The organism is Pseudomonas sp. EB271-G4-1, assembly GCF_058791355.1.
On sequence record NZ_JBYTEO010000048.1, the window covers coordinates 41,188 to 55,094 of the forward strand.

12 protein-coding genes are annotated in these 13,907 nt (G+C 60.8%); 5 read left to right on the forward strand and 7 right to left on the reverse strand.

All coding sequences use genetic code 11. The features are described from left to right. Nucleotides 1-16: 16 nt before the first annotated feature. Nucleotides 17-871, forward strand: coding sequence for a sulfurtransferase (locus AC3WWR_RS21945; protein ID WP_020797352.1), 855 nt, complete (start codon nucleotides 17-19; stop codon nucleotides 869-871). Between the two features lie 75 nt (nucleotides 872-946). Here the strand turns inward: AC3WWR_RS21945 and AC3WWR_RS21950 are convergent, their stop codons facing one another. The 7 genes from AC3WWR_RS21950 to AC3WWR_RS21980 all read right to left on the reverse strand — a co-directional run bounded on the left by AC3WWR_RS21950 (nucleotide 947) and on the right by AC3WWR_RS21980 (nucleotide 9,237). Next, nucleotides 947-1,774 carry an AraC family transcriptional regulator gene (locus AC3WWR_RS21950; protein WP_432668703.1) on the reverse strand — a complete coding sequence of 276 codons (828 nt, stop codon included), beginning with the start codon at nucleotides 1,772-1,774 and terminating at the stop codon, nucleotides 947-949. A gap of 3 nt (nucleotides 1,775-1,777) precedes the next feature. Further along, entirely contained in the window at nucleotides 1,778-2,773 is a 996-nt protein-coding gene (locus tag AC3WWR_RS21955; protein ID WP_083350197.1) for a hydrolase, read from the reverse strand. A gap of 98 nt (nucleotides 2,774-2,871) precedes the next feature. Further along, nucleotides 2,872-4,332 carry a M16 family metallopeptidase gene (locus AC3WWR_RS21960; protein WP_151143684.1) on the reverse strand — a complete coding sequence of 487 codons (1,461 nt, stop codon included), beginning with the start codon at nucleotides 4,330-4,332 and terminating at the stop codon, nucleotides 2,872-2,874. Further along, a complete protein-coding gene (locus AC3WWR_RS21965) occupies nucleotides 4,325-5,671 on the reverse strand; it encodes a M16 family metallopeptidase (RefSeq protein WP_432668702.1) in 1,347 nt (448 codons plus the stop codon). Before AC3WWR_RS21965 ends, AC3WWR_RS21960 begins: the two co-directional genes overlap by 8 nt. A gap of 125 nt (nucleotides 5,672-5,796) precedes the next feature. Continuing rightward, on the reverse strand, nucleotides 5,797-6,399 hold the full coding sequence (rsmD, locus tag AC3WWR_RS21970; protein WP_020797357.1) for a 16S rRNA (guanine(966)-N(2))-methyltransferase RsmD: 603 nt from the start codon (nucleotides 6,397-6,399) through the stop codon (nucleotides 5,797-5,799). Then, nucleotides 6,399-7,889 carry a M16 family metallopeptidase gene (locus AC3WWR_RS21975; protein WP_020797358.1) on the reverse strand — a complete coding sequence of 497 codons (1,491 nt, stop codon included), beginning with the start codon at nucleotides 7,887-7,889 and terminating at the stop codon, nucleotides 6,399-6,401. Before AC3WWR_RS21975 ends, rsmD begins: the two co-directional genes overlap by 1 nt. Continuing rightward, a complete protein-coding gene (locus tag AC3WWR_RS21980) occupies nucleotides 7,882-9,237 on the reverse strand; it encodes a M16 family metallopeptidase (protein WP_020797359.1) in 1,356 nt (451 codons plus the stop codon). The genes AC3WWR_RS21975 and AC3WWR_RS21980 overlap by 8 nt, the downstream gene beginning before the upstream one ends. A gap of 343 nt (nucleotides 9,238-9,580) precedes the next feature. Between AC3WWR_RS21980 and ftsY the strand changes: the two genes are divergently transcribed. The 4 genes from ftsY (at nucleotide 9,581) to rpoH (ending at nucleotide 13,749) form a co-directional block, all read left to right on the forward strand. Continuing rightward, a complete protein-coding gene (ftsY, locus tag AC3WWR_RS21985) occupies nucleotides 9,581-11,095 on the forward strand; it encodes a signal recognition particle-docking protein FtsY (protein ID WP_151143678.1) in 1,515 nt (504 codons plus the stop codon). Next, nucleotides 11,092-11,763, forward strand: coding sequence for a cell division ATP-binding protein FtsE (gene ftsE / locus AC3WWR_RS21990; RefSeq protein ID WP_008065082.1), 672 nt, complete (start codon nucleotides 11,092-11,094; stop codon nucleotides 11,761-11,763). The genes ftsY and ftsE overlap by 4 nt, the downstream gene beginning before the upstream one ends. Continuing rightward, entirely contained in the window at nucleotides 11,760-12,782 is a 1,023-nt protein-coding gene (gene ftsX, locus AC3WWR_RS21995; protein WP_020797361.1) for a permease-like cell division protein FtsX, read from the forward strand. The genes ftsE and ftsX overlap by 4 nt, the downstream gene beginning before the upstream one ends. Before the next feature lie 112 nt (nucleotides 12,783-12,894). Next, nucleotides 12,895-13,749, forward strand: coding sequence for an RNA polymerase sigma factor RpoH (gene rpoH, locus AC3WWR_RS22000; protein WP_008065085.1), 855 nt, complete (start codon nucleotides 12,895-12,897; stop codon nucleotides 13,747-13,749). Nucleotides 13,750-13,907 lie beyond the last annotated feature (158 nt).

Below are 13,907 nucleotides of genomic sequence, written 5' to 3' on the forward strand. Positions count from 1 at the left end.
ATCACAGGAGCCCGTTATGCCCATTGCGCAACTGATCAGCCCGCAAGCACTGGACCTGAAAAAGGACCAGCCGGGGTTGGTGATTCTTGATTGTCGTTTTGCTCTCGAAGACCCGGATTACGGCCAGCGCAGCTACGCACAAGGGCACATCGCCGGCTCGTCTTTTGCCGATCTTGAGCGCGACCTGAGTGGCAAAGTGGTCAAGGGCGTGACCGGGCGCCATCCATTGCCCGAGCCGGCGGACTTGATCGAACGCCTGCAGGCGTGGGGCATCAACGCCGACAGCGAAGTGGTCTTGTACGACGACGGTCCGGGTGCCTTTGCAGCGCGGGCCTGGTGGTTGCTGGCCTGGTTGGGCAAGCGTGACGGCGTGTTTATCCTCGACGGCGGGCTTAAGGCCTGGCACGCGGCGGGCTTGCCCCTGAGCCTGGACCCACCGTCGAGTAGCCGCGGCACATTTACCGGAGTGCCGGACAACGCGCTGATCCTCAGTGCCGAGCAGTTGCAGGAGCGCCTGGCCCAACCCGCGCTGACCTTGCTCGATGCCCGTGCCTTGCCGCGCTTCAAGGGCGAGGTTGAACCGATCGACCCGATTGCCGGCCACATTCCTGGTGCGCAATGTGCGGCCTTCACCGACAACTTGGGCAGCGACGGGCGTTTCCTGCCAGCCGATCAGCTCAAGCAGCGGTTTGCCGCAAAACTCGGCGAGCGCTCGCCGGCCGATCTGGTGGCGTATTGCGGTTCCGGTGTGACGGCGTGCCATAACCTGTTCGCCCTGTGCCTGGCGGGTTATCCGTTGGGGTCGTTGTATGCCGGGTCGTGGAGTGAGTGGATCAATGATCCTGCGCGGGGCGTTGCCATCGGCGAGTAAAGATCAAAAGATCACAGCCTGCGGCAGCTCCTACCTGAGTAGGCCACTGTAGGAGCTGCCGCAGGCTGCGATCTTTTAGAGGCGCGCGCTGCGATACGCTCCAGGTCCAACCCCATACACCTGCTTGAACTGCCGGCTCAGATGACTCTGGTCGGCAAACCCCAGCTGTGTCGCGACGTCCAGCGGCAAACAACCACCCTGCAGCAACGCCCGCGCCCGAGCGATGCGTTGCTGCATCAGCCATGTGTGTGGCGGCATGCCGGTGGCGCGGCGGAACACCCGTGCGAAGTGGAAAGGCGACAAGTTCACCGTCGCCGCCAGTTCTTCCAGTGAAGGCGGCGCCGCCAGTTGTGCCTGCAGCAGCTCCTTGGCCAAAGTCACTGCCCGGTGCTCCTTGCCCGGTTTGCCGACAACGGGAACCGCTGCGTGACGTTGCAGCAGTGACAGCATCAGCTCCCGCCAGGCAGTCTGCTGCTGCAGGGCTGTGGCGGGGCTTTCCAGCAAGCGATGTAACTGACAAAAGCCGTTGACCAGGTCCTGGTCGCGATACAGCGTGGCGCCGAATGCCGGCAGGTGATGGGTCGGCAGTTCCAGCTCGGCCAACAGTGAAAGAATCTGCTCGCTGTCGGGATAAAACGCCCGGTACAACCAGCCGTCTTCCGTACCCTTGTGGCCTGTGTGCAGTTCATCAGGGTTGATCAGCACCAGTGTGCCACTGCCTGCCAGGTGTTCGGCACCGCGATAGCGGTAACGCTGGGCGCCGGCCATGATCATGCCGATCACATAGCCATCATGCACATGGGGGGCGAAACGGTGATCGATGTAGCGTGCCGACAACAGCTCGATCCCGGCCAACGGCGCCGTTTGCCAGAAGTGGATGGACTCGCCCTGGGTGTTGCCCATGGCCTAGCCGCGTCCCACGGTAGTCAGCCACTGCGGAATGCGCCGCTCCAGGTAGTACCCTGGTTGGCGGAACGTGCCATCGACAAATCCGACATGCCCGCCCCGGGCCTGCAATTCGAATTGCGTGCAGGCTGACAACTCGTCAGCCTGCGGCAGGCTGTGGGGAAAAACGAAGGGGTCATCGGCAGCCTGAATGATCAGGGTGGGTGTACAGATTTCGCCGAGGAAGTAGCGGCTCGATGCGCGACGATAGTAGTCCTGGGCATCCGCGAAACCATTGAGGGGCGCGGTCACCCGGCCATCGAAATCCCAGAACGTGCGCATGTTTTCCAGCGAGCCCAGCGCAGCGAGTGCCGCGAGACCCTCCTCGCGCCCGTCATGCTGAAACTGGCGTTGCTTGTTCTTGATGTAGGCCAGCATCTCGCGCATGAAATGCGCCTGATAGACCTTGGAGAAACCCTGGCCGATGCGGTCGGCGCACTGGTCCAGGCGAAACGGCACCGACACCGCCACCGCGCCGAGCACGCCGCTGGCACTGCCGGTTTCGCCCAGATGCTTGAGCAGCACATTGCCGCCCAGGGAATAACCGACGGCGTACAACGGTGCGAGTGGACGCTTTGCCCGCAGGTGCCTGATGGTTTCGGCCAGGTCTTCACTGGCGCCGGAATGATAGCTGCGCGGCAACAGATTGGGTTCGCCGGAGCAGCCGCGCCAGTTCAGTGCGACACTGGCCCAGCCCTGGTCGCCCAGCGCTTTCTGTATGCCGGCAACATAAGGTGAATTCGACGAACCGGTCAGTCCGTGCAACACCAGGACCAGAGGCGCATCGACAGTGTGCGGGCCATGCCAGTCAAGGTCGAGGAAGTCGCCATCCTCGAGCCACAGGCGTTCACGCTCGCGTTGCAGGTGGGTGGTTTTGCGCCACAGCGGCCCCCACAAGGTCTGCAAGTGCGGATTGCCGAGGCCGAAGGCTGGTCTGAAGGCGGGCGGTTCAGTGATCGTGTGGCGGGGTTGCACATCCGTTCTCGTTAAAGGTCTTCGTGAAACCGCACAATGACGCGGCCGGCTTGCGCCGCGACCGCGTCGTCATGGGAAATCTAACTTGCCACAATCTCGTCGGTTTCGCGACAGATGCCATTGGCCGCACTTTCCATAGGGGCTGGTAGCGGTTGCTGGTCGGCCTTGGGCCCCAGGATGACTGTGCTCCATTGCTCGCTGTCGAGATGTCGGATAAGTGCGTTCTTGACCGATGCGAGGTCCAATGCCAAGGCTTTTTCAGTGGAAAAGTCGAGGCTCAATGGTAAGTCGTTGACAGCGATGTCGCGCAGCTGCCCCACGATCTGTGTATTGGTGGTGCTGTTCAATGGCGCGCTGCCGGCCAGTCGCGTTTTGGTGTCATCGAGTTCTTCCTGGGTGGGGCCGTGGATCAGGAAGTCACGAGACATCTCCTTGATTTTTGTCATTACCCCATCGGCGACTTCCGGTCTGGTCTGCAGCTCGATTGTCATGATGCCTTGCGCCTGAAGGGTAGAAAGCCCGGCTTGAACGTCATAAGTGAGACCACGAAGCTCACGAAGTTCATGCATCAGCCGATTTGTGAAAATCTGGCTCGCCATCTGCAATGCAACATAGTCTGGACTGGCGCGCAGGACGCCTGGCTGGGCAAGGCGCACGTAAGCCTGGTTCGTTGGCCTTTGCAGCTGCAGAAAACCTGGAGAGGCGGGACTGTCCGGGGCTTTTATCGTGGCAACGGTGGGTCCCAGGGGTAATGCACTGGAAATCTGTGCGCCAATGCGCTGGGCTTCGTCCTCCGTAAGGTCGCCGACCAGCGTTATCATCGCGTTGCCTGCTGCGTACCCGTGGCGGTGGAAGTCCTGGACCTGATTGTGGGTGATGGCGGCAAGACCGTCCCTGGTCCCATACACGGACTGTACATAACCGTGTCCGGGGGACAGCAATCCCTGTAGGGCTTTATTGGCCTGGTAGGCATGGGACTGGTCCTCAGTGTCGAGGAAGTGCAGTAGCTGGGACTTCGCCACAGGCAGGGACTGTTCCGGCAATGAAGGTTTGCCAAGCATCTGGGCAAACAGCGCCAAGGCAGGAACACGTTGGGCTTCATCGCTCAAGCTGCGCAAGGAAAAGTTGGCCCGATCCTGAGTGATACCCATGCCCAGTCTGGCTCCCAGTTGGTCGAAGCTTTCCAGAATGGCATTGAGGTCCTTGCCATCCACGCCTTCATTCAAAAGGCTGTAGGTCAGGGCTGCCAGGCCAGGTTGATGGGGGGTGTGAGCGCTGCCGGCGGCAAAGCTGACATGCACGTCGAACATGGGCAGGCCGGGGGTGCGAATGAACAGGACCTTGGTTCCGGAAAGGGTCTTGTATCCCTTGATCGGTAGCGACCGCGCAACCGATTGGGCCTGAGGCTCATTCAGTGATTGCAACATGACTTTTTGTGGTGCGGTCATTGTGGTGGCAACAGCCGTAAGCGCCTGCCCGCTCATCAGCACGCCAGACAGTATTAGCCATATGCCTTTCATGAAGGGTGTGAACTTATCCATTGTTCTTCTCCGGCAGGATCCGGGCGATGCTCATCCGTTCGCGTGTCAGGTAAGTGATTGCAGCGTTTTGAATATCCAGGGGAGTGATCTTGTTCAGCTCATCCGTGTCCTGATCCGCCAACTGCCAGTCGAGGCCAATGCTTTCCAGCAGGCCGAGTGTACTGGCTTGGCCTTCCAGATCATCTTGTGCATAAACCGTGTTGGCGATCAGGATGGTTTTGGCCCGATCCAGTTCGGCCTTTTCCGGTGCCTTGCCTTTCAGTTCATCAATCGTTTGCCACAGGCGCGCAAGTGCCTGGTCTGGACTCGTGACCTTGTCGAGGTTGAGTTGAGTGCTGATGGTCAGCAACGAATCGCCGCGAGTGAAGGCGTCGTACCCTGACTGGACCTCGGAAAATATCGCTTCGCCAAACTGCAGTTGCTGTTTGATTCGTGCACTGTTGGAACCTGCCAACAGGATTTCGAGCAGGCGCAGGGCATGAGCGGTCCCGCGCTCTTGCGCAGTGGCCAGGCCAGGAATGTTGAAACTCATGATGAGCTGCGGAGCCGATATCGGGGCGTACAGGGTCAACGACCTTTCGCCGGGTGTGGACAATTCGACAGGTACGACGGCAACCGGCGTCGTGCGTCGATCCAGGTGATCGAAGTATTTCTGTGCCAACGCCTTGACCCCGTCAGGCGTGACATTGCCAACGACCACCAGCGTCGCATTGTTGGGTGCGTACCAGGCCTGGTACCACTGCTGCAGTTGAAGGGCCTCCAGCCGCTGCAGGTCGTGCATCCAGCCTATGACCGGGGTGCGATAGGCGCTGCTCAGGTAGGCGAGGCTTTCCAGGCGTTCGAGGCTCAGGGCTGAAACATGGTCGTCGATACTATTGCGACGCTCCTGCTTTATAACGTCCAGCTCCGTGGTGAAATCTTGCTCACGCAACCTGGCCGTACTCATCAGGTCGGCCATGATTTCGAACGCAACAGCCAGCCTGCCGGGGGCAAGTGTCTGGTAATAGACGGTGTAGTCCTTACCGGTAAATGCGTTTTCGTTGGCCCCGAGTTTCTCCAGTATTGCGGGAAACTCTCCGGCGCAGGCTTTGCTGCTGCCTTTGTAGACCATGTGCTCGAGGGCGTGGGACAGGCCGGACTGGCCAGGCGTTTCGTAGCTTGAACCGACTTTCAGCCAGAGTTGGGCGGTGACGGCTGCAGATCGATGATCTTCACGCACGACAACCTTAAGTCCATTGTCCAGGGTGAAAGCTTGAGTCAAAGGGGGTGATGCGGCGACAGCCAAGAGCGGCAGCCACCCGATAAAGAGCAACAGACATGTGCTGCGGGAGATGTTCATCCGTGTACATCCTCAGTGGTTTGCAGGTATTTGCACAAACCACTGTGGATTATCTGGAGGGTCGTCTGGCGGTAACTATGTAGCGCGTATTCAGGGTAATTGCGGGGCGGTCATGTCACAGGGATTCAGGCGCTGCGTTGCCACAACGAGTAGTAGACACGTCCGGACTTCTGCTCCCGGTGCAGGCGCCAGTTCTCAGGCAGGCCGAGGGTCGAGGGTGCGCTTTCGCTTTCGGTGTACACCCAGGCATCTTCGGCCAGCCACTGGCGCTCTTCTAGCAGCGTGCAAACGGCGGGCAGCAAGTTCTGGTTGAACGGCGGGTCAAGGAACACCAGGTCGTAGGCAATCGCTGGCTGGGTTTCCAGATAACGCAGGGCATCGGCGGTCTGGACCTGGCCGGTGGTGCAACGCAGCGTGCCCAGGTGCTCCTTGAGGCTGGACACCGCAAGGCTGCTGGCATCCAGTGCCTGGCCCATGGCTGCGCCACGGGACAATGCTTCGAGAAACAGCGCGCCGCTGCCGGTGAACGGATCGAGCACCTTGGCGCCCGGGACGTAGGGTGCGAGCCAGTTGAACAGGGTTTCACGCACCCGGTCCGGCGTCGGGCGCAGGCCTGGAGCGTCGGGGAAGCTCAGTTTGCGGCTGCGCCATTCGCCGCCGATGATGCGCAGCTGGTTCACACCGTTATGCACGTTGTGGACAGGTTTTTTCGGGCGAGAAGTGGCCATTAATGCTCCGGAACCCCGAGCGGTTGCTCGGCGGGTTTATCAGTAGGGGCCGGCAACGGCTTTTGCGGCACGGTTGGGCCAGCGCTGACGATGACCAGCTTGTCCGTACTCAGGTGTTTGTTCATTGCTGTCTTGACCTGCTCGACGGTCAGGTTCTGCGACTGCTGCATGAAGTCTTCCAGATGACTGAGTGGCAAGCCATAGAAGCCAATCGCGCCCAACTGGCCGACGATATCGGCGTTGCTGGCGGTGGACAGCGGGAAGCTGCCAGCCAGTTCGCGCTTGGCGTCGTCGAGCTCTTTTTCGGTCGGGCCGGTCTTGAGGTAGTCGGCGAGTACATCCTGCACCAGTTTCAGGGTGCCTTCGCTCATTTCGGCGCGGGTCTGCAGGTTGATCATGAACGGGCCACGTGCCTGCATCGGGCTGAAACCTGAGTACACACCATACGCCAGGCCACGCTTTTCGCGCACTTCGCTCATCAGTCGAGTACCAAAACCGCCACCACCGAGGATCTGGTTGCCCATGGACAGTGCCGCGTAATCCGGATCGTCGCGGTCGATGCCCAGTTGCGCGAGCATCAGGTTGGTTTGCTTGGACGGGAACTCGATATGGCCGATGCTGGCCTTGGGTTCGGCGGGTTGCTCGATCTTCGGCAGGGCCGGACCTTTGGGCAGGGCGGCCGATACCTGCGCGGCAATGGCTTCGGCTTCGGCGCGGGACAGGTCGCCGACCAGCGCGATCACCACGTTGCCTGCGGCATAGGCTTTCTGGTGGAACGCGCGCAGTTGCGCAAGGGTGACGGCCGGAACGGTATGCGCCGTGCCATCGCTGGCGTGCGCGTAGGGGTGATTACCGTACAAACGGTTCATCAACTCGAGGCTGGCGAGTTTGCCGGGGTTCTGTTTCTGGTATTCGAAACCGGCGAGCATCTGGTTCTTGATGCGGGTAAACGAGTCGGCGGGGAAGGTCGGTTTGCCGACCACTTCGGCGAACAGCTTCAAGGCCGGTTCACGTTTGTCCGCGGCGCTGAGACTACGCAGCGAGGCAACCGCCATGTCTTTGTAGGCACCGTTGCCGAAATCGGCCCCCAGGCCTTCGAAGCCCTGGGCAATGGCGCTGACATCCTTGCCAGCCACGCCTTCATTAAGCATGGCGTTGGTCAGTAGCGCCAGGCCCGGAGCGTCACCGTCCTGGCTGCTGCCGGCGGCAAAGATCAGGCGCATGTCGAACATCGGCAGCTCACGGGCTTCGACGAATAACACCTTGGCGCCTTCTGCAGTGTTCCAGGTCTGCACATCGAGCTTACGGTGGCTCGGGGCCTTGCCGTTGAGTTCGGTCAACGACTGCAGCTTCTGGCTGGCCTTGGCCTTGTCCAGCGCTTCGCTGGCATTGGACGGGTCGGTCTTGGAAAAATAGAACGCGGCCGACCCGATCAGGGCGACAGCGATCAAGCCAAGCAGGGCGAGGCGCGGTTTTTTAGGCTCACTCATGAGTCGTCTCCTCCGGCAGAACATGGGCGACGCTGAGACGTTCGCGGGTGAAATACAGCTTGGCGGCGTCCTGGATATCTTGCGGTGTCACGCTTTCCAGTTCGGCGAGTTCGGTGTCCATCAGTTTCCACGACAGGCCGACGGTTTCCAGCTGGCCGATGGCGGTGGCCTGGCTGGTGATCGAGTCGCGCTCGTAGACCAACCCGGCGATGACCTGCGCCCTTACGCGTTCCAGTTCTTCGGCGGTCGGCGCGGTGGTTTTCAGTTGTTCAAGCAGCTTCCACAAGCCGGCTTCGGCCTGGGCGATGGTCTTGTTCTTCTGGCTATTGGGCGTTGCCGACAGGGTAAACAGGCTGTCGCCGCGGGTGTAGGCGTCGTAACTCGACGAGCCGCCGGACACCAATTCTTCGCCACGCTCCAATTGAGTCGGAATGCGTCCGCTGTAGCCGCCGTCGAGCAGGGCCGAGATCAGCCGCAGGGCGTTGACCAGGCGCTTGTCGTCAGTGGTGGCGATGCTTGGCACGTTGAAGGCCAGCATCAGGCTGGGCAATTGGGTCTTCACATGCAGGGTGATCTTGCGTTCACCGGGCTCGGCCAGTTCCAGCGGAATCTTCGCCGACGGCACCTCACGCCGGGCGATCGGACCGAAGTAGCGCTGGGCCAGGGTCTTGACCTCGTCCGGCGTCACGTCGCCGACCACCACCAGCGTGGCGTTGTTGGGCACGTACCAGGATTGGTACCAGTGACGCAGCTCTTCGACTTTCATGCGGTCCAGGTCTGCCATCCAGCCAATGGTCGGCGTGTGATAGCCGCTGGCCGGGTATGCCATGGCCTTGAAGCGCTCGTAAGCCTTGGACATGGGTTTGTCGTCTGTGCGCAGGCGTCGCTCTTCCTTGATGACTTCGATCTCGCGAGCGAACTCGTCGGGCGGCAGGCGCAGGCTGGCCATGCGATCGGCCTCCAGTTCGAAGGCCACGCCCAGGCGGTCGCGGGCCAGGACCTGGTAATAGGCCGTGAAATCGTCGCTGGTGAAGGCGTTTTCTTCGGCGCCGAGGTCGCGCAGGATCAGCGACGCTTCGCCAGGGCCGACTTTTTCGCTGCCCTTGAACATCATGTGTTCCAGGGCATGGGACAGGCCGGTCTGGCCGGGCGTCTCGTAGCTGGAGCCAACCTTGTACCAGACTTGGGAAACCACCACCGGGGCGCGATGGTCTTCGCGCACGACGACCTTCAAGCCGTTGTCGAGGGTGAATTCGTGGGTCGGTTGCGGGTCGGCCGCAAGGGCCGAAAGGGGCAGGCAAAGTGTGCTGAGCAGCAGGCCTGCAGCGCGGCGGGCTAGGGCATTCATTCGTTTTTAAACCTTTGGGGCTGCCCGCTTGTTCTTAGCTTCAGCGGGCGAGAGGGTGCTAGGATACTGATCCGTTTTACTGGCGGCCACGCCTATCAGGCCTTTACGTTTGATCAGGTTGTTTGGGTTTGCGGCAGTAAGCTGTGGTTTATCAACTAAACTCTGCTTTTTCGCCGATTTTCCGCCATCAGTCCTTAGTGAAATCGTTTTTGCAGGGTGCCTTTTGCACCTCGACAAAATGTTGCGCATGAACAAGCTGGGTCAATCGCAGTCTGTTCTGCATCGAATATTCATTTGCCGGGGCGCCCGTTGGCGCGTCGCTACCGTGAGATAGCCGTCCTCCATGTTTGGTTCCAACGACGACAAGAAGACCCCAGCTGCGGCTGGTGAAAAGAAAAGCCTGTTCGGATGGCTGCGCAAAAAGCCGCAGGAACCCGTCGTCGAACAGCCACAACCACTACCTGAGCCAACGCCCGCGCCGGTAATAAACGCCGAACCTGCGCCGGTTGTGTCGCCGATCGCCGAGCCGGTGCTGCAACCGCTTGTCGAAACAGCGACTGAAGTCGTCGCCGAATTGCCGCTGACCCCGGTCACCGAGCCCTGGTTGACCTTGCCAGTGGCGGAAGAGCCGGTGGCGCTGGTCGAAGATGACTTGGCGCCGCACGTGACACCACCGATTCCGGCGCAGGCGGTTTCTGCGCCTGAGCCGGTTCAGGCACCCGTGGTCGAGCCGGTCGTTGCGCCCGTCGTCGAGGCTGCACCGCCACCCGCGGTCGCTGCATTTGTCCCGCCGGTTGCACCGATTGTCCAGGCGCCAGAGCCTGCACCTGCACCTGCACCTGCACCTGCACCTGCACCTGTTATTGCTCCTGTTGTCGCTGCCCCTATCGAAGTTCCAGTCGAGCCGGTACGCACCGAAGAAACCAAAGCCGGTTTCTTCGCCCGCCTCAAGCAAGGCCTGTCCAAGACCAGTGCCAGCATCGGCGAAGGCATGGCCAGCCTGTTCCTGGGCAGGAAAGCCATCGATGACGAACTGCTCGATGACCTCGAAACCCGCCTGCTGACCGCCGACGTTGGTGTCGAGGCTACGTCAGTGATCATCCAGCGCCTGACCCAGAAGGTCGCGCGCAAGGAACTGGCCGATGCCGATGCGCTGTACAAATCCCTGCAAGCCGAGCTGGCGGCCATGCTCAAGCCCGTCGAGCAACCGCTGAAAATCACCTCGCAGAACAAGCCTTTCGTGATCCTGGTGGTGGGCGTCAACGGCGCCGGTAAGACCACCACGATCGGCAAGCTGGCGAAAAAACTGCAGCTGGAAGGCAAGAAAGTCATGCTGGCCGCCGGCGACACCTTCCGCGCTGCCGCGGTCGAGCAATTGCAGGTCTGGGGCGAGCGCAACAAGATTCCAGTCATCGCCCAGCACACCGGGGCCGATTCGGCTTCGGTGATCTTCGACGCCGTCCAGGCCGCCAAGGCCCGTGGCATCGATGTGCTGATCGCCGACACCGCCGGTCGCCTGCACACCAAAGACAACCTGATGGAAGAGCTGAAAAAGGTTCGCCGGGTGATCGGCAAGCTCGATGCCGACGCGCCGCACGAGGTGTTGCTGGTGCTCGATGCCGGCACGGGGCAGAACGCCATCAACCAGGCCAAGCAATTCAACCAGACCGTCGAACTGACCGGCCTGGCGCTGACCAAGCTCGACGGGACCGCCAAGGGCGGGGTGATTTTCGCCCTGGCCAAGCAGTTTGGCCTGCCGATCCGCTACATCGGCGTCGGTGAGGGCATCGACGATTTGCGCACTTTTGAAGCTGAACCCTTTGTCCAGGCACTGTTTGCCGAACGGGAGCGTTCATGATTCGTTTCGAACAGGTCGGTAAACGCTACCCGAACGGTCACGTCGGCTTGCATGAGCTGAGCTTTCGAGTCCGTCGGGGCGAATTTTTGTTTGTAACGGGCCATTCCGGTGCCGGCAAGAGCACCTTGCTGCGACTGTTGCTGGCCATGGAGCGTCCGACCAGCGGCAAGCTGCTGCTGGCTGGGCAAGACCTGAGCACCATCAGCAACGCACAGATTCCATTCCTGCGTCGGCAGATCGGTGTGGTGTTCCAGAACCACCAACTGCTATTCGATCGCACGGTGTTCAATAACGTCGCGCTGCCGTTGCAGATCCTCGGTTTGTCCAAGGCCGAAATCGCCAAGCGCGTGGACTCGGCCCTGGAACGCGTGGCGCTGTCGGACAAGACCGACCTGTATCCCGGTGACTTGTCCACCGGTCAGCAACAGCGCGTCGGCATCGCCCGTGCGATCGTCCATCGCCCGGCCCTGCTGCTGGCGGACGAACCGACCGGCAACCTCGACCCGCGTCTGGCGGCGGAAATCATGGGTGTGTTCGAAGACATCAACCGCCTGGGCACCAGCGTGCTGATCGCCAGCCACGACCTGGCCCTGATTGCGCGCATGCGCCATCGCATGCTGACGCTGCAACGCGGCCGATTGATCGGCGATGGGGAGGCCGGCGAATGAGCGCTACTCGCAGTCCAAAGGTTTCCGAGCGCGTGGCCCCCAAGGCCGCCGACCCGCAACCGCAGAAGAAAAAACACGACGACGATGATGGCCCGGATTTCGCCACGCTGTTGCGCGCCTGGATCGAAAGTCATCGCGCCAGCCTGCTCGACAGCTTGCGTCGCCTGGGCAAGCAGCCCATCGGCAGCTTTTTCACCTGCATGGTGATGGCGGTTGCCTTGAGTTTGCCCATGGGCCTGTCACTTTTGCTAAGTAACGTTGAGCGCCTTGGTGGTTCCTGGCAACGCGCGGCGCAGATCTCCCTGTACCTGCAACTCGAGGCCAGCGCGACGGATGGCGAGGCGCTGCGCGAACAGATCAAGGGTATCCCTGGGGTGGCCGATGCCGAATACGTTGGTCGGGACCAGGCGCTGGAAGAGTTCCAGCAGCAGTCGGGACTGGGCGAGGCGCTCAAGGAACTGCCAGAAAACCCGCTGCCTGGCGTGGTATTGGTAACGCCGACAGAAGTCGACAAGCCAGCTCTTGAAGCATTAAGACAAAAACTTTCCGAACTGCCGAAGGTACAACAGGCGCAGCTTGATCTAGTCTGGGTCGAGCGTCTGGCAGCCATCCTCAAGCTGGGCGACCGATTTGTCTTCGGTCTGACCGTGCTTCTGGTTTCTGCATTACTTTTGGTGATAGGCAATACCATTCGTCTTCATATTGAAAACCGCCGCACAGAGATAGAAGTGATTAAACTCGTAGGCGGCACTGACAGCTATGTGCGCAGACCCTTTCTCTACATGGGGGCGCTGTATGGTTTCGGTGCGGGGATTCTTTCCTGGGGCGTATTGGCGTTCGGCCTGAACTGGCTGAACGATGCGGTGGTCGGCTTGGCCGGGTTGTACGGCAGTGATTTCGCACTGGCCGGCGTACCGGTTGCCGACGGTCTGTCTCTCTTGCTTGGCGCGGTGCTGTTGGGTTATATCGGTGCATGGATTGCAGTCGCACGTCATCTCAGGGAGCTGGCGCCGAAGTAGAATCTTTTTTGCGCGTATTGACCTTGCAGTTTTTAAGGGAACTTGTCTTTCGGTTTCCGGTCAATTTTCGCAGTGCCAATGGCACGAGTATGTAAGTGGGAGGTTTTTTCGTATGACCAATTCTTTGCAGCCTGCATATGCTCTGGTCCCGGGTGCGAACCTGGAGGCCTATGTGCACACCGTCAACAGCATTCCATTGCTGACGCCGGAGCAGGAGCGTGAACTGGCCGAGAGTCTCTATTATGAGCAGGATCTTGAGGCGGCTCGGCAGATGGTGCTCGCCCACCTGCGTTTTGTCGTACATATCGCCCGTAGCTATTCCGGCTACGGCCTGGCCCAGGCTGACCTGATCCAGGAAGGTAACGTCGGCCTGATGAAGGCCGTGAAGCGCTTCAACCCGGAAATGGGCGTGCGCCTGGTGTCCTTTGCCGTGCACTGGATCAAGGCGGAGATCCACGAATTCATCCTGCGTAACTGGCGGATCGTGAAAGTCGCGACCACCAAGGCCCAGCGCAAGCTGTTCTTCAACCTGCGCAGCCAGAAAAAACGCCTGGCGTGGCTGAACAACGAGGAAGTCCACCGTGTGGCGGAAAGCCTCGGGGTGGAGCCGCGGGAAGTGCGCGAGATGGAAAGTCGCCTGACCGGTCACGACATGGCCTTCGACCCGGCGGCCGAAGCCGATGACGACAGTGCCTTCCAGTCACCGGCCAACTATCTGGAAGACCACCGGTACGACCCGGCCCGTCAGCTGGAAGATGCCGACTGGAGCGACAATTCCAACCACAACCTGCACGAAGCGCTGGAAGTGCTGGACGACCGCAGCCGCGACATCCTCTACCAGCGCTGGCTGGCAGAAGAAAAGTCCACGCTGCACGACCTGGCACAGAAGTACAACGTGTCGGCCGAGCGTATTCGCCAGCTCGAGAAGAGCGCGATGAACAAGCTCAAACTGTCCATCGCCGCGTAACCCGCGCGAAAGGCAATAAAAAACGCCCCGGTCATTGATCGGGGCGTTTTTGTTGGTGCTGCCAATGAATCTACCGCACTGCCAAACCAATGTGGGAGCGGGGGGGGGGGGGGGGGGGGGGGGGGGGGGGGGGGGGAGGGGGGGGGGGGGGGGGGGGG

What these genes read in the sequence shown, in the direction of transcription:
- ftsX (WP_020797361.1), top strand. Translation starts at nt 11,760, where the DNA reads ATGAGCGCTACTCGCAGTCCAAAGGTTTCCGAGCGCGTGGCCCCCAAG.
- AC3WWR_RS21965 (WP_432668702.1), bottom strand. Translation starts at nt 5,671, where the DNA reads ATGAACATCTCCCGCAGCACATGTCTGTTGCTCTTTATCGGGTGGCTG.
- ftsE (WP_008065082.1), top strand. Translation starts at nt 11,092, where the DNA reads ATGATTCGTTTCGAACAGGTCGGTAAACGCTACCCGAACGGTCACGTC.
- AC3WWR_RS21960 (WP_151143684.1), bottom strand. Translation starts at nt 4,332, where the DNA reads ATGGATAAGTTCACACCCTTCATGAAAGGCATATGGCTAATACTGTCT.
- AC3WWR_RS21975 (WP_020797358.1), bottom strand. Translation starts at nt 7,889, where the DNA reads ATGAGTGAGCCTAAAAAACCGCGCCTCGCCCTGCTTGGCTTGATCGCT.
- rpoH (WP_008065085.1), top strand. Translation starts at nt 12,895, where the DNA reads ATGACCAATTCTTTGCAGCCTGCATATGCTCTGGTCCCGGGTGCGAAC.
- rsmD (WP_020797357.1), bottom strand. Translation starts at nt 6,399, where the DNA reads ATGGCCACTTCTCGCCCGAAAAAACCTGTCCACAACGTGCATAACGGT.
- AC3WWR_RS21950 (WP_432668703.1), bottom strand. Translation starts at nt 1,774, where the DNA reads ATGGGCAACACCCAGGGCGAGTCCATCCACTTCTGGCAAACGGCGCCG.
- ftsY (WP_151143678.1), top strand. Translation starts at nt 9,581, where the DNA reads ATGTTTGGTTCCAACGACGACAAGAAGACCCCAGCTGCGGCTGGTGAA.
- AC3WWR_RS21945 (WP_020797352.1), top strand. Translation starts at nt 17, where the DNA reads ATGCCCATTGCGCAACTGATCAGCCCGCAAGCACTGGACCTGAAAAAG.
- AC3WWR_RS21980 (WP_020797359.1), bottom strand. Translation starts at nt 9,237, where the DNA reads ATGAATGCCCTAGCCCGCCGCGCTGCAGGCCTGCTGCTCAGCACACTT.